14 protein-coding genes are annotated in these 21,096 nt (G+C 74.9%); 8 read left to right on the forward strand and 6 right to left on the reverse strand.

The features are described from left to right. Positions 1-2: 2 nt before the first annotated feature. From nusA to ACIQKA_RS15595, 8 genes are all read left to right on the forward strand, one after another. Positions 3-1,004 (forward strand): transcription termination factor NusA, encoded by a 1,002-nt coding sequence (gene nusA / locus ACIQKA_RS15560; RefSeq protein WP_383152750.1) that lies wholly within the window; start codon positions 3-5, stop codon positions 1,002-1,004. A gap of 74 nt (positions 1,005-1,078) precedes the next feature. Continuing rightward, entirely contained in the window at positions 1,079-1,360 is a 282-nt protein-coding gene (locus tag ACIQKA_RS15565; protein WP_383152748.1) for a YlxR family protein, read from the forward strand. 145 nt (positions 1,361-1,505) lie between these two features. Continuing rightward, on the forward strand, positions 1,506-4,586 hold the full coding sequence (gene infB, locus ACIQKA_RS15570) for a translation initiation factor IF-2 (RefSeq protein WP_383152747.1): 3,081 nt from the start codon (positions 1,506-1,508) through the stop codon (positions 4,584-4,586). Positions 4,587-4,734: 148 nt separating this feature from the next. Further along, positions 4,735-5,028 (forward strand): DUF503 domain-containing protein, encoded by a 294-nt coding sequence (locus ACIQKA_RS15575; RefSeq protein WP_030217805.1) that lies wholly within the window; start codon positions 4,735-4,737, stop codon positions 5,026-5,028. 29 nt (positions 5,029-5,057) lie between these two features. Then, on the forward strand, positions 5,058-5,498 hold the full coding sequence (rbfA, locus tag ACIQKA_RS15580; protein WP_383152744.1) for a 30S ribosome-binding factor RbfA: 441 nt from the start codon (positions 5,058-5,060) through the stop codon (positions 5,496-5,498). Then, a complete protein-coding gene (gene truB, locus ACIQKA_RS15585; RefSeq protein ID WP_391095927.1) occupies positions 5,495-6,394 on the forward strand; it encodes a tRNA pseudouridine(55) synthase TruB in 900 nt (299 codons plus the stop codon). Before rbfA ends, truB begins: the two co-directional genes overlap by 4 nt. 207 nt (positions 6,395-6,601) lie before the next feature. Beyond that, entirely contained in the window at positions 6,602-10,309 is a 3,708-nt protein-coding gene (locus ACIQKA_RS15590) for a trypsin-like peptidase domain-containing protein (RefSeq protein WP_402541236.1), read from the forward strand. 31 nt (positions 10,310-10,340) lie between these two features. Further along, a complete protein-coding gene (locus tag ACIQKA_RS15595; protein ID WP_383446289.1) occupies positions 10,341-11,309 on the forward strand; it encodes a bifunctional riboflavin kinase/FAD synthetase in 969 nt (322 codons plus the stop codon). A gap of 89 nt (positions 11,310-11,398) precedes the next feature. Here ACIQKA_RS15595 and ACIQKA_RS15600 read toward each other — a convergent pair whose 3' ends face one another. The 6 genes from ACIQKA_RS15600 to ACIQKA_RS15625 form a co-directional block, all read right to left on the reverse strand. Further along, positions 11,399-12,415 carry an ABC transporter ATP-binding protein gene (locus tag ACIQKA_RS15600; protein ID WP_402541239.1) on the reverse strand — a complete coding sequence of 339 codons (1,017 nt, stop codon included), beginning with the start codon at positions 12,413-12,415 and terminating at the stop codon, positions 11,399-11,401. Further along, positions 12,412-13,377, reverse strand: a complete 966-nt coding sequence (locus ACIQKA_RS15605) for an ABC transporter ATP-binding protein (protein ID WP_383152739.1) — start codon at positions 13,375-13,377, stop codon at positions 12,412-12,414. The genes ACIQKA_RS15600 and ACIQKA_RS15605 overlap by 4 nt, the downstream gene beginning before the upstream one ends. After that, positions 13,374-14,375: an ABC transporter permease gene (locus ACIQKA_RS15610; RefSeq protein ID WP_402541241.1), complete on the reverse strand. Its 1,002-nt coding sequence runs from the start codon at positions 14,373-14,375 to the stop codon at positions 13,374-13,376. Before ACIQKA_RS15610 ends, ACIQKA_RS15605 begins: the two co-directional genes overlap by 4 nt. After that, positions 14,372-15,436, reverse strand: a complete 1,065-nt coding sequence (locus tag ACIQKA_RS15615) for an ABC transporter permease (protein ID WP_383434635.1) — start codon at positions 15,434-15,436, stop codon at positions 14,372-14,374. The genes ACIQKA_RS15610 and ACIQKA_RS15615 overlap by 4 nt, the downstream gene beginning before the upstream one ends. 3 nt (positions 15,437-15,439) lie before the next feature. Further along, positions 15,440-17,275: an ABC transporter substrate-binding protein gene (locus ACIQKA_RS15620; RefSeq protein ID WP_402541272.1), complete on the reverse strand. Its 1,836-nt coding sequence runs from the start codon at positions 17,273-17,275 to the stop codon at positions 15,440-15,442. 192 nt (positions 17,276-17,467) lie between these two features. Continuing rightward, entirely contained in the window at positions 17,468-20,905 is a 3,438-nt protein-coding gene (locus ACIQKA_RS15625) for an SCO5717 family growth-regulating ATPase (RefSeq protein WP_402541244.1), read from the reverse strand. Between the last annotated feature and the right edge of the window lie 191 nt (positions 20,906-21,096).

Genomic DNA, 21,096 nt, shown 5'->3' on the forward strand with positions numbered 1-21,096 from the left:
CCGTGGACATCGACGTGAAGCTTCTCAAGGGCTTGGCGCATGAGAAGGAGATCTCCTTCGACCTGCTGGTCGAGGCGATCGAGTCGGCCCTCCTCATCGCGTACCACCGCACCCCCGACGCCCGCCGCCACGCGCGCGTGGAGCTGGACCGGCACACCGGCCACGTCACCGTGTGGGCCAAGGAGGACCCCTCCGACCTGGAGGAGGGCCAGGAGCCCAAGGACTTCGACGACACCCCCTCGGACTTCGGCCGGATCGCGGCGAGCACCGCCCGCCAGGTCATCCAGCAGCGGCTGCGGGACGCCGAGAACGACGTGACCTTCGGCGAGTACGCGCGCCGCGAGGGCGACGTCGTCGCCGGTGTGGTGCAGCAGGGCAAGGACCCGAAGAACGTCCTGGTCAAGCTGGACGACAAGCTGGAGGCCATCCTTCCGGTCCAGGAGCAGGTGCCGGGCGAGGAGTACACCCACGGCCTGCGCCTGCGGACGTACGTCGTCCGGGTCGCCAAGGGCGTCCGCGGCCCCTCCGTCACCCTTTCGCGCACCCACCCCAACCTGGTGAAGAAGCTCTTCGCCCTGGAGGTGCCGGAGATCGCGGACGGCTCGGTCGAGATCTCGGCCATCGCCCGCGAGGCCGGCCACCGCACCAAGATCGCCGTCCGCGCCACCCGTTCGGGCCTGAACCCCAAGGGCGCCTGCATCGGCCCGATGGGCAGCCGCGTCCGCAACGTGATGGCGGAGCTGCTCGGCGAGAAGATCGACATCGTCGACTGGTCGGACGACCCGGCCGAGATGGTGGCGAACGCGCTCTCCCCGGCCCGGGTCTCCAAGGTCGAGATCGTCGACCTGGCCGCCCGTTCGGCCCGGGTGACGGTGCCGGACTATCAGCTGTCCCTGGCGATCGGCAAGGAGGGCCAGAACGCCCGCCTGGCCGCCCGCCTCACCGGCTGGCGGATCGACATCCGTCCGGACACCGAGCAGGCGGACCAGGGCGAGCGCGCCTGAGACCGTTTTTGGCCAACGACTGTTCGATTCTTGCCCCAAACGGGCGAGGTCGGTACGGGGAGGTAGACTTAATCGTGTCTGGCCGGACGCACGCCCGCGTGTGCCCTGAGCGAACCTGCGTGGGATGCCGGGAGCGAGCGGCCAAGAGCGATCTGCTGCGGATCGTGGTGAATAAGGACGAGTGTGTTCCGGATCATCGCGGTACGCTGCCCGGCCGGGGTGCGTATCTGCACCCCGCCGTGGTCTGCCTCGATCTGGCGGTCCGCCGCCGAGCGTTCCCGAGGGCCCTCAGGGTCCAGGGGCCGCTCGACACCGCGGCGCTCCGCCAGCACGTCGAGCGATCGGCACAGCAGTGAAGAAGTACGGCACGGAACACCGTGCGGTCAGGTACCTCGCGAGTTGGAAGTAGGTCGAGATTGCGATGAGCACTCGATGAGTACGCGATGAGTACGCCCATGAAGTAGCGACGGTCCGGCGGTAACCGGACCTCAAAGGAGCGAAGTGGCTAAGGTCCGGGTATACGAACTCGCCAAGGAGTTCGGCGTGGAGAGCAAGGTCGTCATGGCCAAGCTCCAAGAACTCGGTGAATTCGTCCGTTCGGCGTCCTCGACGATCGAGGCGCCGGTCGTGCGCAAGTTGACTGACGCTTTGCAGGGTCCCGGCGGCAACGCCGGCAAGACCGCTGCGAAGCCCGGCGCGCCCCGCAGGGCGACGCCCGCCCCCGCCGCGCCGAAGCCGGCGCAGGCCTCCCCCGCGCCGTCCCCGGCGCAGGCTGCACGTCCCGCCGCCCCGAAGCCTGGCGCGCCCACCCCGGCGCCCAAGCCCGCGGCCGCGGAGAAGTCCTCGACGCCGGCCCCCGGCCCGCGTCCCACCCCGGGTCCGAAGCCCGCGGCCGCGCCGAAGCCGGCGCCGGCCTCCCCGGCTCCGACCACCCCGGAGTTCACCGCGCCTCCGGCGGCCCCCGCCGCCGGTCAGCAGCGTCCCGCCGGCGCGACCCCGGGCCCCCGCCCGGCCGCCCGTCCGGGCCAGCAGGCGCCCCGCCCGCAGGGCCAGGGCGCGCCGCGCCCCGGCGGCCAGCAGGCCCCCCGTCCGGGCGGTGCCCGTCCGGCCGGTCCCCGTCCGGGCAACAACCCGTTCACCTCGGGCGGCTCCACCGGCATGGCGCGGCCGCAGTCGCCCCGTCCCGGTGGCGGCGCCCCGCGTCCCGGCGGCCCCGGTGCCGTTCCGGGCGCCCCGCGTCCGCAGGGCGGCCCCGGCGGCGCCCCGCGCCCGCAGGGTCAGGGCGGCGCCCGTCCGACCCCGGGCGGCATGCCCCGTCCGCAGGCTCCCCGTCCGGGCGGCGCGCCCGGCGGCAACCGTCCGAACCCGGGCATGATGCCGCAGCGTCCCGCTGCCGGCCCGCGTCCCGGCCCCGGCGGTCGTGGCCCCGGTGGCCCCGGCGGCCGTCCGGGCGGTCCCGGCGGTGGCGGCGGCGGTCGTCCCGGCTTCGCCGGTCGTCCGGCCGGTCCCGGCGGTGGCGGCGGCGGCTTCGCCGGCCGTCCCGGTGGTCCCGGTGGCGGCGGCGGTCGTCCGGGTGGTCCCGGCGGTGGCGGCGGCTTCGGCGGTCGTCCCGGCGGCTTCGGCGGCCGTCCCGGCGGCCCGGGTGGCCGTGGTGGCACGCAGGGCGCCTTCGGCCGTCCCGGCGGTCCCGCGCGTCGCGGTCGCAAGTCGAAGCGTCAGAGGCGCCAGGAGTACGAGGCCATGCAGGCCCCGTCCGTGGGCGGCGTGATGCTCCCCCGCGGTGGCGGCGAGGTCATCCGCCTGTCGCGCGGTGCGTCCCTCACCGACTTCGCCGAGAAGATCGGCGCCAACCCGGCGTCGCTCGTCGCGGTGATGATGAACCTCGGCGAGATGGTCACGGCCACGCAGTCCGTCTCCGACGACACGCTGACGATGCTCGGCGAGGAGATGAACTACACCGTTCAGATCGTCTCGCCCGAGGAGGAGGACCGCGAGCTGCTCGAGTCCTTCGACATCGAGTTCGGCGAGGACGAGGGCGGCGAAGAGGCCCTGGTCTCCCGTCCGCCGGTCGTCACCGTCATGGGTCACGTCGACCACGGCAAGACCCGACTGCTCGACGCGATCCGCAAGACGAACGTCGTCGCGGGCGAGGCCGGCGGCATCACGCAGGGCATCGGCGCCTACCAGGTGGGCACCGAGGTCAACGGCGAGGACCGCAAGATCACCTTCATCGACACCCCGGGTCACGAGGCGTTCACCGCCATGCGTGCCCGTGGTGCGAAGTCGACCGACATCGCGATCCTCGTGGTCGCGGCCAACGACGGCGTCATGCCGCAGACGATCGAGGCGCTCAACCACGCCAAGGCCGCCGGCGTCCCGATCGTCGTCGCGGTCAACAAGATCGACGTCGAGGGTGCGGACCCGACCAAGGTCCGCGGTCAGCTGACCGAGTTCGGCCTGGTGGCCGAGGAGTACGGCGGCGACACGATGTTCGTCGACATCTCCGCCAAGCAGGGTCTGCACATCGACTCCCTGCTCGAGGCCGTCGTCCTCACCGCCGACGCCTCGCTCGACCTGCGGGCCAACCCGAACCAGGACGCGCAGGGCATCGCGATCGAGTCCCACCTCGACCGCGGCCGCGGTGCGGTCTCGACCGTCCTCGTCCAGCGCGGAACGCTGCGCATCGGCGACACCGTGGTGGTCGGCGACGCGTACGGCCGCGTCCGGGCGATGCTCGACGACAAGGGCAACAACGTCGAGGAGGCGGCCCCGTCGACTCCCGTCCTGGTGCTCGGTCTCACCAACGTGCCGGGTGCCGGCGACAACCTCCTGGTCGTCGACGAGGACCGTACGGCCCGTCAGATCGCCGAGAAGCGCGCGGCGCGCGAGCGCAACGCCGCCTTCGCCAAGCGGGTCCGCCGGGTGTCCCTGGAGGACCTCGACAAGGTGCTCAAGGCCGGTCTCGTCCAGGAACTCAACCTCATCATCAAGGGCGACGCGTCCGGTGCGGTCGAGGCCCTGGAGGCCTCGCTGCTCCAGCTCGACGTCGGCGAAGAGGTCGACATCCGCGTCCTGCACCGCGGTGTGGGTGCGGTCACCGAGTCGGACATCGACCTGGCCATGGGCTCCGACGCCATCGTCATCGGCTACAACGTCCGTGCGGCCGGCCGTGCCGCGCAGATGGCGGAGCGCGAGGGCGTCGACGTCCGGTACTACTCGGTCATCTACCAGGCGATCGAGGAGATCGAGGCGGCGCTCAAGGGCCTCCTCAAGCCGGAGTACGAAGAGGTCGAGCTCGGCACGGCGGAGATCCGCGAGGTCTTCCGCTCGTCCAAGCTGGGCAACATCGCCGGTGTCCTCATCCGCTCGGGCGAGGTCAAGCGCAACACCAAGGCGCGCCTCGTCCGCGACGGCAAGGTCATCGCCGAGGACCTCACGATCCACGGTCTGCGCCGCTTCAAGGACGACGTCACCGAGATCCGCGAAGGCTTCGAGGGCGGTATCAACCTCGGAAACTTCAACGACATCAAGATCGACGACGTCATCGCGACGTACGAGATGCGTGAGAAGCCGCGCGCCTGATCGCGTCCGATCGCAGCAGTGAGCAGGGGCCGGTCGGCGGAGCTTATTCCGTCGATCGGCCCCGGCCGTTGCGTGTACGGTTCCTGGTGTACCCGCCCTCTGGTGGGCGGGGCCACTGACCCCGAACCGGCGGGACATCCGGACACGCATGTACGTGGGGACACTGTCCTTCGATCTGCTCCTCGGCGACGTGCGCTCGCTGAAGGAGAAGCGCTCCGTCGTCAGGCCGATCGTCGCCGAGCTCCAGCGCAAGTTCGCGGTGAGCGCGGCGGAGGTCGGCGGCCAGGACCTCCACCGACGGGCCGAGATCGGCGTCGCGATGGTGACGGGGGACCCGGGACACCTCAGTGACGTGCTGGACCGGTGCGAGCGGCTCGTCGCCGCCCGGCCGGAGGTGGAGCTGCTGTCGGTGCGCCGCAGGCTCCACACTGATGAAGACTGATCGAGCAAGGCGAAGAAGGAGAAGGACCAGTGGCCGACAACGCGCGGGCGAAGAAGCTGGCGGACCTCATCCGGGAGGTGGTCGCCGAGAAGCTGCAGCGCGGCATCAAGGACCCCCGCCTGGGTACGCACGTGACCATCACGGACACCCGCGTCACCGGTGACCTGCGGGAGGCCACGGTCTTCTACACGGTCTACGGCGACGACGAGGAGCGCGCGAGCGCGGCGGCGGGCCTGGAGAGCGCCAAGGGCGTCCTCCGTTCGGCCGTGGGCCGGGCGGCGGGGACCAAGTTCACCCCGACGCTGACCTTCGTGGCCGACGCCCTCCCGGAGAACGCGCGCACCATCGAGGACCTCCTCGACAAGGCGCGGGCCTCCGACGCCCAGGTGCGGGAGGCGTCCTCGGGCGCCGGCTTCGCGGGCGACGCCGACCCCTACAAGAAGCCGGGCGAGGACGACACCGCCGAATGAGCGACAAGACCCCCACGCCCGACGGCCTCGTCATCGTCGACAAGCCGTCGGGCTTCACTTCGCACGACGTCGTGGCCAAGATGCGCGGGATCGCGAAGACCCGCCGCGTCGGCCACGCCGGAACGCTCGACCCCATGGCCACGGGCGTCCTCGTCCTCGGCGTGGAGCGGGCGACCAAGCTCCTCGGTCACCTCGCGCTGACCGAGAAGGAGTACCTGGGCACCGTCCGCCTGGGCCAGAGCACGATCACCGACGACGCCGAGGGCGAGATCACGGCGTCGGTCGACGCTTCGAAGGTCACCCGCGAGCAGATCGACGCCGGTGTGGCGGAGCTGACCGGCGCCATCATGCAGGTGCCGTCGAAGGTCTCCGCGATCAAGATCGACGGCAAGCGGTCGTACGCGCGCGTGCGCGGCGGCGAGGAGTTCGAGATCCCGGCCCGCCCGGTCACCGTCTCCTCCTTCCGGGTGTACGACGTCCGCGAGGCCGTCGCCGAGGACGGCACCCCCGTGGTCGACCTGGTCGTCTCGGTGGTCTGCTCCTCCGGCACGTACATCCGCGCCCTCGCCCGCGACCTGGGCGCCGGGCTCGGTGTGGGCGGCCACCTGACCGCGCTGCGCCGCACCCGGGTCGGGCCGTACAAGCTGGACTCGGCCAGGACCCTGGAACGGCTCCAGGAGGAGCTGGCGGTCATGCCGGTCGCGGACGCGGCCGCGGCGGCGTTCCCGCGCTGGGACGTCGACGAGAAGCGGGCCCGGCTGCTGCTCAACGGCGTCCGCCTGGAGATGCCGGAGTACCCGAAGGGCCCCGTCGCGGTCTTCGGACCGGAGGGGAAGCTGCTCGCGCTGGTCGAGGACCAGCGGGGCAAGGCGAAGAGCCTCGCGGTCTTCGGCTGAGGACCGGCGGAACGGGAACGGTCCCCCGCATGGGGCGGGTACGCGCGCGTACCCGCCCCACTCTCGTTCCCCCACCCGGACCCTGTCCCGGAAAGTCACGGGAATTCACTCCACCGGGGAGGCGCTCGGAGCAAAAAGGGGAGTGAGAGGGGGCGCGTTCCCCTCCGCGCGCCGTCGCCCGACCACCGGCCGCCTACCGTCGTCACCATGGGACGCGGGGACCTGGCGACGCTGGTGCGGATCTGCGATCCGGCGGGCCGGACGCGCGGCACCGGCTTCCTCGCCGACCACCACGGGACGGTCGTCACCAGCCACGAAGCCGTCGACGGACTCAGCCGCGTGCTGCTGCGCGCACCCGACGACCGCAGCTGGCTCGCCGAGGCCGGGGCCGTCACCCCCCTGCCCGAGAGCGGGCTCGCCCTCGTCCGCAGCGAAGGACTCGGCGTCCGCCCCCTGCCGCTCGCCACCCGCCCCGAGATCGAACCCGGCACGTACGTCCGGATCGAGGCCCACGGCTGGCGCGAGGCGCGCGTCCTCGGCCCCGCCGCCGTCACGTACACCGCCGCCGACCGCTTCCACGACCTCGACGAGGCCCTCGAACTCGCCATCGGCACCGAGGGCGCCGAGGCGCTCCGGCGCGGCGGCCGGGCCGCCGGGAGCCCCGTCCTCGACACCGCCACCGGCACCGTCCTCGCCGTCCTCGGCACCGCCCTCCACGGCGGCCGCAGGGCCGCCGGATACGCGGTCCCGCTCCGGCCCGACGGCCCGCTCACCGACCTGCTGCGGCGCAACGCCGCCACCGTCCCCGCCTACGGCCCCGACCTCAACCTCGCCGGGATCCTGGAGCTCACCGCCACCTCCACCGGCCCCGTGCGGGACCCCGGGCCCTGGCCCGAACCCGTCGAGCGCGCCGGGTGCGCCCGCGAACTCGACCGCTTCACCGCCGGGGACGCCCCCGTCCTCGCCCTGGTCGGCACCCCCGGCACCGGACGCACCACCGCCCTCGCCGCCCTCTGCGCCCGCCGCGCCCGGGGCGAGGCCCCGGCCCCCACCGTCCGGCTGCGCGGCGCCGACCTGCGCGCCGAGGACCACTCCCTCGCCGACGCCGTCGGCCGCGCCCTGGACCGGGCCGGGCGCATCGTCACCGCCTCCGGCGCCCTCGGCGACACCACCACCGCCACCCCCGAACGGGCCGCCGCCCTCGCCCGGGAGGCCGGCCGGCCGCTCCTCGTCGTCCTCGACGGCCCCGAGGAGATGCCCCCGCTCCTCGCCCACCGGCTCCCCGCCTGGACCGCGGCCACCGAGCGGTGGCTCCGCGCCCACGGGGTACGGCTCGCCACCGCCTGCCGTCCCGAGCACTGGGAGCGGGCCGGTGCCCTCTACGGCCCGGAGGCCCTGCACCGTCCCGCGACCGGGGACGACGGGAGCGGACTCCCCCCGGCCGTCGTCCTCGGCCCGTACACCGAGGAGGAGGCGCGGGCCGTGCGCGAGGGGTACGGGCTCCGGGAGACGGACCTCGCCGAGGCGGACGCCCGGCACCCGCTCGCCCTGCGGCTGCTCGCCGAGGTCCGCGCCGCGCTGCCCGGCGAGGTGCCGGGGCGGCCCTGCCGCGAGGAGGTCTTCACCGCCCACCTCGACCTGATGTGCCTGCGGACCGCCGTCCGGATCGCCGCCGGGACCCGTCCCCTGGTCCGGGGGACCGCCGTCCGCCGGCTCGCCGCGCGCGTGACCGGCCGGGTCCACGAGGCAGCCCGCCGCTGCCTCGGCCCCGGCCACGGCGTCCTCGACCGGGCCTCCTTCGAGGAGCTGTTCCCCTGGCGGGAGGGCTGGGCCCCGGCCGTCCTCACCGAGGGCCTCCTCGTCCCGGCGGGCTCCGGCTACCGCTTCGCCCACGAGGAGCTCGCCGACTGGCTCCAGGCCGCCCACCTGGACCTGGACACGGCGCTCCACGCCCTGGTCCACGCCCACCACGAGGAGGGCCGGGCGCCGGGCGCCCCCGGCCCGGTGCCGGGCGCCCCCGGACCCCTCGCGCGCCCGGACGCCCCCGGTGGCACGGAAGCGGGCTCCCGGCCCCTCGCCGGGGCGCCCGGCCCCGACCTCCCCACGAGCCCCGACACACCCGGTTCTCCCGGTTCTCCCGGCTCCCCGACGGGACCGGCCGTGCTGCCCGGCCCCCGCACGGCCCCGGACGCCTCCGGGCCGCCCCGGGGTCCCGGCGCCCCCGCCCCCGCCGTACCCCCCGCCCCGTCCGGCGGGGAGTCCCCGGCCGCCGGGGCCCCGGAGGCGCCGCCCGTGCCCCGGCACCGGATCGGGCCCGTGCTCCAGGCGCTGCTGCTCGAACACCGGGAGCGGGGGGCGGGCGGGTCCGTGCCGCGGCTCGCCGGACTCGTCGAGGCGCTCGCCCGGTTCGCGGACGCCGGGAAGGACGGGGACGGGGCCTGGTGGGCCGCGCGACTGCTCGGGGAAAGCCTGCGCCGGATCCCGGACCCCCGGCCCTGCCTGCCCGTCCTGCGGCTGCTCGCCGACCGGATCGGCGCCCGCCCCGGGCGGCCCCCCGCCCTCGCCGCCTTCGGGCCCGCGTTCTGGCGGGGCCTCGCGGTCGGGGAGGACGAGCGGATCGACCTGCTGCGGCGGCTCGTCACCGCCGACCCGCCGGGCGGTGACCGCTGGTTCGGCACGGTCGCGGAGCTGCTCGCCGCCGACCCCCGGGGCGTCCAGCCGCTCCTGTGCCGCTGGTTCGGCGACGCCCGGCCGCTGCCCGCCGCCCCGCACGCCACCGTCGCCACCGCCGCCCAGGCCCTCCTGCACGCCCACCGGGACCTCGCCGTCGACGACCTGTGCGAGGCGCTCGTCGCCACCGCCCACCCCCTCGCCGAGGACCTCCTCGCCGCGCTCGCCCGGGACGAGACCTCCGCCCTCTGCCGGGCCGTCGACCGCTGGGCCCACGACGACGGGCGCCCGGAGCGGCGCGCCGCGGCCGCCGCGTACGGGCACCTGGCCGCCGGCCGCGCCACCGCCCCCGCCGACCGCGAGCTCCTGCGCTACGCCGCCCTCGCCCTCCTCGCCCGCCCCGCCGACCGGGACCTGCACGGCGCCGCCCTTGGCCTCCTGGTCCGCGACCCCGAGTCCCGCGCCCGGCACCTGCCCCGGGCCGCGGCCGAGCCCGGCGTCCCCGTCGACGCGCTCGTCGCGGCCCTCGCCACCCACCCCGGGGAGGCCCTCGACGCCCTCCGGACCCGCCTCGGCGCCCCCGGCGGGGACCCGGCCGCGGTCCTGGAGGCCCTCGCCGGGATCGACACGCCCGCCCTCGCCCGCCGCGCCGCCGTCCTCGTCCGCGACCACGCCCTGCTCCACCCCGGGGACGCCCCGCACGTGGCCGCCTTCGTGGACCGGCGCCTCGAAGCCGGACCCGAGGCCGGGGCCGTGCTGTTCCCGCTGGTCGGCGACCTGGTCCGGAGCAGGTCCGTCCCGCTCCGCCGCGCCCTCGCCCCCGTGCTCGCCGCCCCCGGCACCGGCGCCTCCCGCCACCTGCGGGCCGAGCTGCTCGACGTACTCCTGGAGCACGAGAGGTACGGGGCCGAGGCCGGGGACTCCTCCGTCGCGGAGGCCCTCGTGACGGCCGCCGCCGAGCGGGCGGAGGAGCGCAGCGAGCCCCGCACCCGGCAGCTCACCCACCGGGCCGGCCTGCTGTGCGTGCGCACCCCCGAGGGCGCCGCGCGGCTCGACCGGCTCCTCGCCGCCCTCGTCCGGGAACGGCCCGTCTTCACCGAACTCCTCGGCGGCTGGATCGTCGCGGCCCCCGGCGACTGGGCGCCGCTCCTCGGCATCGAGGCCCTCGACGCGCTGCGCTTCCCCGGCACTTCCATGCCGATGCGTGCCGACGGGCGTGGGCATGGCAGTCTTAGACCTGCGTAATCGGCGAACAGGCGGACGAGGAGCGGTCACAGTGCAGCGCTGGCGTGGCTTGGAGGACATCCCCCAGGACTGGGGGCGCAGCGTCGTCACCATCGGCTCCTACGACGGTGTGCACCGCGGGCACCAGCTGATCGTCGGGCGGGCCGTCGAGCGCGCCCGCGAACTCGGCGTCCCCTCCGTCGTGGTCACCTTCGACCCGCACCCCTCCGAGGTCGTGCGCCCCGGCAGCCACCCGCCGCTGCTCGCCCCGCACCACCGGCGCGCCGAGCTGATGGCCGGCCTCGGCGTGGACGCGGTGCTCGTGCTGCCGTTCACCGCCGAGTTCTCCCAGCTCTCCCCGGCCGACTTCATCGTCAAGGTGCTCGTCGACAAGCTGCACGCCAAGGCCGTCATCGAGGGCCCCAACTTCCGCTTCGGCCACCGGGCCGCCGGGAACGTCGCCTTCCTCGCCGAGTTCGGCACCACCTACGACTACGAGGTCGAGGTCGTCGACCTGTACGTCAGCGGCAGCGCGGGCGGCGGCCAGCCCTTCTCCTCGACCCTCACCCGCCGTCTGGTCGCCGAGGGCGACATGGCCGGGGCCGCCGAGATCCTCGGCCGCCCGCACCGCGTCGAGGGCGTCGTCGTCCGCGGCGCCCAGCGCGGCCGCGAGCTCGGCTTCCCCACCGCCAACGTCGAGACCCTGCCGCACACCGCGATTCCGGCGGACGGCGTCTACGCGGGCTGGCTGACCGCCGACGGCGAGCGGATGCCGGCGGCGATCTCGGTCGGCACCAACCCGCAGTTCGACGGCACCGAGCGGACCGTCGAGGCGTACGCGATCGACCGCGAGGGCCTCGACCTCTACGGGCTGCACGTGGCCGTCGACTTCCTGGCGTACGTGCGCGGGATGCTCCGCTTCGACACCCTGGACGACCTGCTCCTGGCGATGGCGGACGACGTGAAGCGCTGCCGCGAGCTGACCGGGGAGTACGACCGGGAGCACCCGGAGCAGGTCTGACCCGTCGGGGGCCGTGGGCGGGTCCGACCCGCCGTGGCCGAGGCGCCCGGACCGGGCCCGGCCCGCGGGGTCCGGGGCTCCCGGACCGGTCAGTCCGCCTTCCCGCTCCCCGCCCAGTGGCAGGCCACCGCGCCCGCCCCGCCGCCGGGCAGGACCGGCGGGTCCTCGCCCCGGCACCGCTCCGCGACCGCCGCCGCCGCGCCTGAGGCGAGGATCTGGCAGCGGGCGTGGAAGCGGCACCCGGAGGGGATCCGGGACGGGTCCGGGGGCTCGCCCGTCAGCACCACCGGCGGCCCCCCGGACTCCGGGAGCACCGAGAGCAGCGCCCGCGTGTAGGGGTGCCGCGGGTCCGTCAGGACGGTCTCCACCGGGCCGGTCTCCACGATCCGGCCCAGGTACATCACCGCCACCCGGTCCGCGATGTTCCACGCGAGCCCCAGATCGTGCGTCACCACCAGGGCCGACAGGCCCAGTTCGTCGCGCAGCCGCAGCAGCAGGGCCAGGATCTCGCCCCGCACGGACGCGTCCAGGGAGGCCACCGGCTCGTCCGCGACGATCAGTTCGGGCTCCAGGACCAGCGCGCCCGCGATGACCACCCGCTGCCGCTGCCCGCCGGACAGCTCGTGCGGGTAGCGCAGGAAGAAGCGCTCCGGCGGGCGCAGCCCGGCCCGCGCGAGGGCCCCGGCGACGGCGGCCCGCTCGTCCCCCGCGTACCCGTGGATCCGCAGCCCCTCCGCCACCGCGTCGTACACGGTGTGCCGGGGGTTCAGCGAACCGCTCGGGTCCTGGAGGACGAGCTGCGCCCGCTTCCGGTAGGACTTCAGGGCCCCGGAGGAGTACCCGAGCGGCGCCCCGTCGAAGGCGACCGTGCCCGACGTGGGCCGGACCAGGCCGAGCAGCGAGCGGGCCAGGGTCGTCTTGCCGCAGCCCGACTCCCCGACGAGCGCCACGATCTCGCCCGCGCCGACGTCCAGGTCCACGCCGTCCACCGCCCGGGCGGGCGGCGCGCCACGGCGCCCGGGGAAGACCACGCGCAGGTCCCGGGCCGAGAGCAGTGACCCGGTCGCCGTTCCCGCCTCCGGGCGCGCGGAGGTGTCCGTACTCATGAAGCGCTCCCCACGTGCACGCAGGCGGCCCGGCGCCCCGCGCCCGCCTCCCGCAGTTCCAGGTCGAGGTCCCCGCAGACGTCCACCGCCACCGGGCAGCGCGGGTGGAAGGCGCAGCCGCCCGGCAGGTCGGCCGGGTCCGGCGGATCGCCCGGCAGCCCGCGCGGCGCCCGCCGGGAGGCGGGGTCGCCGATGCGCGGGAACGCCGAGGACAGCGCCCGCCCGTAGGGGTGCGCGGCCGCCTCGTACACCTCCCGCGCCGGGCCCTCCTCGACGATCCGGCCCGCGTACATCACGGCGAGCCGGTCGCAGGTGTCGGCGAGGACCGCCAGGTCGTGGCTGATCATCAGGAGGCCGATCGACTGCTCGGCGACCAGGCCCTCGATCAGGCGCAGGATCTGCGCCTGGATCATCACGTCCAGGGCGGTCGTCGGCTCGTCCGCGACGATCAGCCGCGGATCGCAGGCGAGCGCCATCGCGATCATCACGCGCTGCCGCTGCCCGCCGGACAGCTCGTGCGGGTACGCGGCGGCGCGGGCGGCGGGCAGGCCGACCTGTTCGAGCAGTTCGCCGGCCCGCTTCCGGGCCGCCGCCGGGGTCGCCCGGCCGTGCACGAGCAGCGGCTCCGCGATCTGGTCCCCGATCCGGTGCACCGCGTTCAGCGAGTGCATCGCGCCCTGGAAGACGATCGACGCGCCCGCCCAGCGCACGGCCCGCAGCCGCCCCCACGACATCGCGAGGACGTCCTCGCCGTCGAGCAGGATCTCGCCCTCCAGGCGCGCCGAGGCCGGCAGCAGCCGGAGCAGCGCGAGCGCGAGCGTGGACTTGCCGCAGCCGGACTCGCCGGCCACGCCCAGCTTGGTGCCCGCCGCCAGGGTCAGGTCGACCCCGCGCACGGCGGGCACGGCCGCCGCGCCCGACCCGTACGTCACCCTGAGGTCCCGTACCTCCAGGAGGCTCATCGCCCCACCCCCAGCTTCGGGTTGAGCACGGACTCGACGGCCCGGCCGCACAGCGTGAAGGCCAGCGCCACCAGCGCGATCGCGATTCCGGGCGGGGCCAGGTACCACCAGTGCCCGGAGGAGACGGCGCCGGCCTCGCGGGCGTCCTGGAGCATCCCGCCCCAGGAGACCACCGTCGGGTCGCCCAGGCCGAGGAAGGCGAGGGTGGCCTCGGTGAGGATGGCGGTCGAGATGCCGAGCGTGGTCTGCGCGAGCACCAGCGGCATCACGTTCGGCAGCACGTGCCGGGTCATGACGTGCCCGTGGCCGCCGCCGAGCGCGGTCGCCCGCTCGATGTACGGACGCGACTCCACCGCGATGGTCTGCGCCCGCACCAGACGGGCGGTGGTCGGCCAGGAGGTCACCCCGATCGCGAGGACCACCGTCCACATCGAGCGGGACATCACGGTGGCGAGCACGATCGCCAGGACGAGCGTCGGCATCACCAGGAACCAGTCGGTGATCCGCATGACGACGGTCGAGAACCAGCCGCCGTAGTGCCCGGCGACGACCCCGACCAGGGTGCCGATGGCGACCGAGAGGGCCGCCGCGAGCAGACCGACGACCAGCGAGATCCGCGCCCCCCAGACCAGCAGCCCGAGCAGCGAGCGCCCGAACTGGTCGGTGCCGAGCGGGAACTCGGCGCTCGGGGACTCCAGGGCGGTGCCCGGCGCCGCCGTCACCGACTGCACGTCCGCGCCGACGAGCAGCGGGGCGGCGAGCGCGAGCAGCGCGATCAGGACCAGCCCGGCGAGGCCGTACAGACCGGCGCGGTGGGTGCGGTACCGCTTCCAGAAGCGGACCGCCGAGGCCTTGCGGCGCTGCCGGGCGAGCGAGGCCGCCGAGGGCGCCTTCCGCGCGGGCTCGGGGGAGGGCGCCGGGGGCCTGGGGGCGGGTGCCGGAAGGCGCTCCGGAGCGGGTTCCGGCGCGGGCGTCGCGGAGGTCGTGGAGGAGGTCATCGGCCCACCCGGGGATCGAGCAGCGGATAGAGCAGGTCGGCGAGCAGGTTCATCAGGATCATCGCTCCGGCGAAGACCACGAACAGGCCCTGCACCAGCGGCAGGTCGGGCACGCTGAGCGCCTGGTAGAAGAGCCCGCCGAGCCCCGGCCAGGAGAACACCGTCTCCACCAGGATCGACCCCGCCGCCACGTGGCCCAGGTTGATGAAGATCATGGTCACGGTCGGGAGCAGCGCGTTCGGCACGGCGTGCCCGCGGCGCACGACGTCGTCGCGCAGCCCCTTCGCCCGCGCCGTCGTCAGGTAGTCGCCGCCCATCTCGTCCAGGAGCGAGGAGCGCATCACGAGCAGCGTCTGCGCGTAGCCGACCGCCACCAGGGTCACCACCGGCAGGACCAGGTGGTGGGCGACGTCCAGGACGTACGCGAGACCGGTCTCGCCCGTGCCCGACTCCATGCCGCCGGTCGGGAAGAGCCCCGGAATCGGGCCCGCGCCGACTGAGAGGACGATGATGAGGAGCAGCCCGAGCCAGAAGGACGGCACCGACCACAGGGTCAGCGCGATCCCGGTGTTCAGCCTGTCCCCGAGGCCGCCGTGGCGCCAGGCCGAGCGGGTGCCGAGCCACAGCCCGAGCGCCGAGTAGATCACCACGGCGACCCCGGTGAGCAGCAGCGTCGCCGGCAGCTTCTCCCCGATCAGCTCCCCGACGGGGGCCCGGAACTGGAACGAGGTGCCGAGGTCGCCCGTCAGGGCCTTCGCGCAGTAGTCGGCGAACTGCTGCCAGAGCGGCAGGTCGAGCCCGAACTGCCGTCTCAGCGTCGCCAGTTGCTCGGCCGAGGTGGGCATTCCGTGGGTCATCGCCCTCACCGGGTCGCCGGGGATGATCCGGAACAGGAAGAAGCTGGTGACGAGCACGGCGAAGAGCGAGACGAGCGCGCCGCCCAGCTTCCCCGCCGCGTGGCGGAGGTAGCCGGAGGGGGCGCCGGTGCGGGGCGCGCCGTCCGCGGCGCGGGCCGGGTCGGCCCGCACCGCGTCGGCGGGGGTGCTGCTGGTCGTCGTCACGGACTACTCGCGGTCGTCGGCGGTGGAGCGACGGCGACGGGCGGCCCAGACGCCCGCGCCGAGGAGGACGACCGCGGCGGGGCCGACGACCAGCCAGATCCCGGCCGACGAGGAGTCCTTCCCGGCCCCCGGGGCCGAGGCCGCCGGCACGGCCGACCACCAGCTCCAGTAGCCGTCCTGGCCCCACAGGTTCCCGGCGGCCTCGGGCATGGTCGTGATGGACGCGATCTGGTCCGTGCGGTACGCCTCCAGGGCGTTCGGATAGGCCATGACGTTCATGTACCCCGTGTCGTACAGGCGGGACTGCATCCGCTTCACCAGATCCGCCCGCTTGGCGGTGTCGTACTCCACCGCCTGCTGCGCGTAGAGCCGGTCGAACTCCTCGTCGCAGATGAAGTTGTCGGTGGCGCCGCTGTCCTTCGGGGTGGCCGGGAGGGCGCCGCAGGTGTGGATGGAGAGGACGTAGTCCGGGTCCGGGTTGACCGACCAGCCGTCGAACGCGAGGTCGTAGTCGCCCTTCACCCACGGGTCCGAGACGCTGTCCAGACACTCGACCTTCAGGCCGACGCCGAGCTCGCCCCACCACTCCTGGAGGTACTTGCCGACCGCCTTGTCGTTCGGGTCGGTGGCGTGGCACAGGATCCGGAAGTCCAGCGGCCTCCCGTCCTTGCCGACCCGCTTGCCCTCGCCGTTCTTCCGGTACCCGGCGGCGTCCAGGACCCGTGCCGCCTCCTCCGGGTCGTACCTCCGCTCCTGGTCGCCGTCGGGCTTCCAGAAGTACGAGCCGAAGCGGGGCGGGACGTAGCCCTCGCCCTCGACGGCGTGGCCCTGGAAGACCTTGTCGACGAGGGTGGCGCGGTCGACCGCGAGGAAGAGCGCCTTGCGCACGGCCGGGTCGAGCAGCGCCTTGTGCCCGTTGCCGAACGTCTTCCCGTCCCGCGCCCTGGCGCCCGGGTTGGTGGCGAGGGCGAAGAAGCGGCGGCCGGGGGCGTCGTTGACCTTGATGTTCTTCTGGCCCTTCAGCGCGTCGGCCTGGGCGGGCGTCAGGTTCGGCACGAAGGACACCTCGCCCTTCTGGAGGGCGGCGACGGCGGCGTCCCCGTCCTTGTAGTACTTGAAGACCAGCTCGTCGAACTTGGGCGCGCCCCGCCAGAACTTCCTGTTCGGCTTGAGCCTGACGTACTGGTCGACCTTGTAGTCGGTGATGACGAAGGGCCCGTTGCCCACGACGGGGAACTGCTGGTCGTTGTTGAACTTCGAGAAGTCGCCGACCTTCTCCCAGACGTGCTTGGGCACGATCGGCACGTCGAGCGCGGTCATCGTCGCCTGCGGCTTCTTCAGCCTGATGACGAGCGTCTGCGGATCGGGCGCGGTGACCTTCTCGAAGTTGGCCGTGAAGCTGCCGTTGGCGGTGGCGGCGTTCGGGTCGGTCATCATCTTGTTGAAGGTCCAGGCCGCGTCCTCGGCGGTGGCCTGCGTCCCGTCCGACCAGAGCGAGTCCCCGCGGATCGTGTACGTCCACGTCAGCTTGTCGGGGGAGGGCTTCCACGCGGTCGCCAGGCCCGGGACCGTACGGGCGTCCTTCGGGTCGTAGTTCGTCAGGTACTCGTAGGCCAGGCGGTGGATGCTCGTCGAGGTGAGCTTCTGCGCGAGGAACGGACTCAGCGAGTCGATGCTCTGCGAGACCGCCACCGTGAGCGTGGTGCCGCCGGCCTTGTCGTCCTCCGCCCGCGCGGTGCCGGGGACGACGGCGAGCGAGGTGGCGGCGAGACCGGAGGCGAGCAGGATCCGGAGGGCTCTTCGGGCGGGGGCGGGGCGGGCTGGGACCTTCGTGACCATGACCATGGGACGTGACCTCGCGTCGGAGTTTCTGTCGTGGATCTTGGACTGACGGTGAGTGAAGCGAAGGTGTATCAGCGGTGGTCTGCCGTCGTCAACGATGACTCAAACCCCTTGTGGGCTGCGGGAACGCCATGAGGCCCCGTATCGGACGACCGATACGGGGCCTCATTGGTCTACTCCTGTGACGCCCTACTGCTGAGGGGCTGGCGGCGCCTGCGGGGGCAGTGGCTGTCCGGGGTGCTGCTCGGGAAGCTCCTGCGGCGGAACCTGTCCCGGAGCGGGCTGCTGCTGCCAGGCCGCGGGCACGCCGGGAGCGCCCGGAGCGCCCGGCTGGCCGGGCTGCGGCGGGTAGGGCTGACCGGGGTACGGCGCCTGGGGCGCGTACGGCTGACCGGGTGCCGGGTGGCCGGGTGCCGACTGACCGGGCAGCGGCTGGGCCGGGGCGAACCGGTCGGGCATCGGACCGGGGTCCTGTCCGGGCTGTCCGGGGGCCGGGTGCGCCTGCGGCGGGTAGGGCTGACCGGGCTGGGGGGCCCGGGGGGCGTACGGCTGGCCGGGGGCGGGCTGCCCGGGGGCGAACCGGCCCGGCGCGGGCTGGCCGTACTCGCCCGGCACCGGCTGTCCGGGCTGGCCGTACTGGCCCGGCACCGGCTGTCCCGGCTGGTCGTACTGGCCGTACTGCCCCGGTCGGCCGGGCTGTCCCGGCTGCTCGGGCTGTCCCGGCTGTCCCGGCGCGAAGTGGCCGGGCGCGGGCTGGGCGGGGACGGGCCGACCGGGCTGCCCCGGGTACGGCTGGCCCGGCATCGGCGGCGCCATGTGCGGGGGCAGCGCACCCTGGCCGTCGCCGGTCCACAGGCCCTGCGCCTGCTGCGCCCGTACGAAGTCCTCGGCCACCAGGGCCGACAGGTGGAAGTACGCCTCGCGGGTCTTCGGCCGCATCATGTCGAGGTCGACCTCGGCGCCGGCCGCCAGGTGCTCGTCGAAGGGCACGACCACGACCTCGCGGCAGCGGGTCCGGAAGTGCTGCACGATGTCCTCCACCTTGATCATCTTGCCGGTCTCGCGGACGCCGGAGATGACGGTGAGGGAGCGCTGCACCAGGTCCGCGTAGCCGTGCGCGGAGAGCCAGTCCAGGGTGGTCGACGCGCTGGAGGCGCCGTCCACGGAGGGCGTCGAGATGATGATGAGCTGGTCGGCGAGGTCGAGCACCCCGCGCATGGCGCTGTAGAGCAGGCCCGTGCCCGAGTCGGTCAGGATGATCGGGTACTGCTTGCCCAGGACGTCGATCGCCCGCCGGTAGTCCTCGTCGTTGAAGGTCGTCGAGACGGCCGGGTCCACGTCGTTGGCGAGGATCTCCAGCCCCGAGGGCGCCTGCGAGGTGAACCGGCGGATGTCCATGTACGAGTGCAGGTACGGGATCGCCTGCACCAGGTCGCGGATGGTCGCCCCGGTCTCGCGCCGCACCCGGCGGCCGAGGGTGCCGGCGTCCGGGTTGGCGTCGATCGCCAGGATCTTGTCCTGCCGCTCGGTCGCCAGGGTCGCGCCGAGCGCGGTGGTCGTCGTGGTCTTGCCGACGCCGCCCTTGAGCGAGATGACCGCGATCCGGTAGCAGGAGAGGACCGGCGTCCGGATCAGGTCCAGCTTCCGCTGCCGCTCCGCCTCCTCCTTCTTGCCCCCGAGCTTGAAGCGGGAGGCGGCGCCGGGGGTGCGGCTGGACCTGGGCTTCTGCTTGTTGTTCCGCAGCAGCCGGTCGGAGGAGAGCTCGACGGCCGCGTTGTACCCGAGCGGGGCGCCCGGCACGGACCGCTCCCGCTGGTCGTGCGTCACGGGCGAGGGCCAGGCGCCGCCGGTCCGGGGGTCGACGGGCGGCTGCGCGTCATACGGGGGCTGGGGCTGGGGCTGGTGGGCCTGCGGGGGTACGGCGCCGGGGTGCGGGAAGCCGTAGCCGCCCGGCTCCTGGGCCTGCGGCGGCACACCGCCGGGCGGCTGTTGCGGGTAGCCGTAGCCGGGCTGCTGCGGAGGCGTGCCCGGGTGCGGGAAGCCGTAACCGCCCTGCTGCGGGGCCGGGGGCGCGGGCTGGGGAGGCTGCGGGGCCTGCGGGTAGCCGTAGCCGCCGGGCTCCTGCGCCTGCGGCGGTACGGGGCCGGGTGCGGCGGGCGCGGACGCGGGCGACGGCCAGGCGGCGGTGGGCGGCAGCGGCGCGGCCGGGGGCACCTGCTGGGCGGGCACCTGCTGCGCCGGCCACTGCTGGGCAGGGCCGGGGGCGGCCGGCTGGAACGACGGCGGCAGCGGCGGCAGTCCGGGCGCGGCCCCGGCCTGCGGCGGGCCCGCGGGGGTGGGGAAGGCGCCGGGGTACGGGGCGGCCGGGCCGGGACCGAAGCCCTGTGGCGCGTCGGCGGCCGGGAGCGGCGCGGCGGGAGCGTGCGAGGGCGCGTCGGCCGGGGCCTCCGCTCCGGTCACCGCCCCGGGCTCCGGCTCCGGCTCCGTAGAGGCTCCGGCCGGACGGTCCTCGGGGCCCGGGGCGGCGTCGGAGACGGCGAGGGCCTCGACCGGCTCCTCGGCGTCCCGCGCGCCGTCGCCGTCGCTGCCGCCCGTCGCGGACGACCCGGCGGCGCCGGCGTCTTCGGGGCCCTCGGCGGAGGTCGCGTCAGGCGTCTCGTCGGAAGAGGTCCCGCCGGAGCCCGCGGGGGCGTCGTCGTCCTCGGCCCGGGCCGGGGCGTCGGCCGGAACCGGGGCGTCGGTCGGGATCGGGGCGTCGGTCGGGATCGAAGTGCCGGCCGGAGCCGGAGCCGGAGCCGGAGCGTCGTCCGGGCTCGCGGGGGCGTCCGCCCCCTCGGTGGCTGCGTCCGCCGCCGGGCTCCGGTTCTCCTCCGCTCGCTCGGCGAACTCGCGCCGGAGCGCGGCGGGGGAGAAGCGCACGGTGGCACCGCTCTCCACGTCTCCGTCCCCGAAGGAGGCGGCGGCGGGCTCGCCTGCCGAGCCGTCGGACGAGGCGCCGCCGGCCGGCGGCGTACCCGGTGCGGAGGCGCTCGGCGCGGCACCGCCGGTCGTGAAGCCGTGCGGCAGCGAACCGCCCGGAACGGCGGGCTCCTGGAAAGCGGAGCCGCCCGGCACCGGGGCCGCCGGTCCGGCGACGGGAGGTCCGCCCACGGGAGACCCGCCCACCGGGGCTCCACCCACCGGCGGCACCGCCGCCGACGGGATCCCCGCCGACGGGGTTCCTCCGGCCGGAGTCCCGGTCGCAGGGGCGGGAGCACCCGGGACGGCGGCGGGCGTGGCGGGTGTGAAGGGCGGCGCCGACTCCGGCGCGACAGGAGCCGCCGGGGCCGCGGGAGACAGGGAAGCCGCAGGAGTCGCGGGAGCCACCGGCGGGGCCGGCGGCGCCGGGCTCCAATGGGGCTCGAAGCCGCCGCCCGCCGGGACGCCCGGCACGGGGACCGGCGCCCCGCTCGGCGGCGGGGGAGTGGCACCGCCCGCCCCCGTACCGCCCGGCGCGTTCTGCGTGTACCAGGCGGGCGGGGTGTAGTCGATGGTGAACTCACCCGTCATCTCGGCGGGATCCGCGTCGGACTGATCGTCGGCGGGCGGATTCCAACCCCCGTGGATCTCGTCGCGATCGCCGTTCACTTTGCCTCCTGGTGTGGTCGAGCACCCTTGTGCCGTCGTGGGCGGGGCCCTTCCACCCTAATCGGCGCGGGCAACCCCCGGGCAGGCCCGGCGGACCCTCCCCGCCCGTCCCCGCGGCCCGGTCCGGCCCCCAAGTGACCCGACCGCGCCGCAGAGTGAGAACCCCCACCCCGCGAACCACGGGGAAAGGG

It is taken from the genome of Streptomyces sp. NPDC092045, from assembly GCF_044756005.1.
GTDB lineage: Bacteria > Actinomycetota > Actinomycetes > Streptomycetales > Streptomycetaceae > Streptomyces.

Excerpts from the sequence above, each read along its gene's own strand:
- ACIQKA_RS15575 (WP_030217805.1), top strand. The coding sequence starts at position 4,735 with ATGTACGTGGGGACACTGTCCTTCGATCTGCTCCTCGGCGACGTGCGC.
- truB (WP_391095927.1), top strand. The coding sequence starts at position 5,495 with ATGAGCGACAAGACCCCCACGCCCGACGGCCTCGTCATCGTCGACAAG.
- ACIQKA_RS15590 (WP_402541236.1), top strand. The coding sequence starts at position 6,602 with ATGGGACGCGGGGACCTGGCGACGCTGGTGCGGATCTGCGATCCGGCG.
- ACIQKA_RS15600 (WP_402541239.1), bottom strand. The coding sequence starts at position 12,415 with ATGAGTACGGACACCTCCGCGCGCCCGGAGGCGGGAACGGCGACCGGG.
- ACIQKA_RS15605 (WP_383152739.1), bottom strand. The coding sequence starts at position 13,377 with ATGAGCCTCCTGGAGGTACGGGACCTCAGGGTGACGTACGGGTCGGGC.
- ACIQKA_RS15610 (WP_402541241.1), bottom strand. The coding sequence starts at position 14,375 with ATGACCTCCTCCACGACCTCCGCGACGCCCGCGCCGGAACCCGCTCCG.
- ACIQKA_RS15620 (WP_402541272.1), bottom strand. The coding sequence starts at position 17,275 with ATGGTCACGAAGGTCCCAGCCCGCCCCGCCCCCGCCCGAAGAGCCCTC.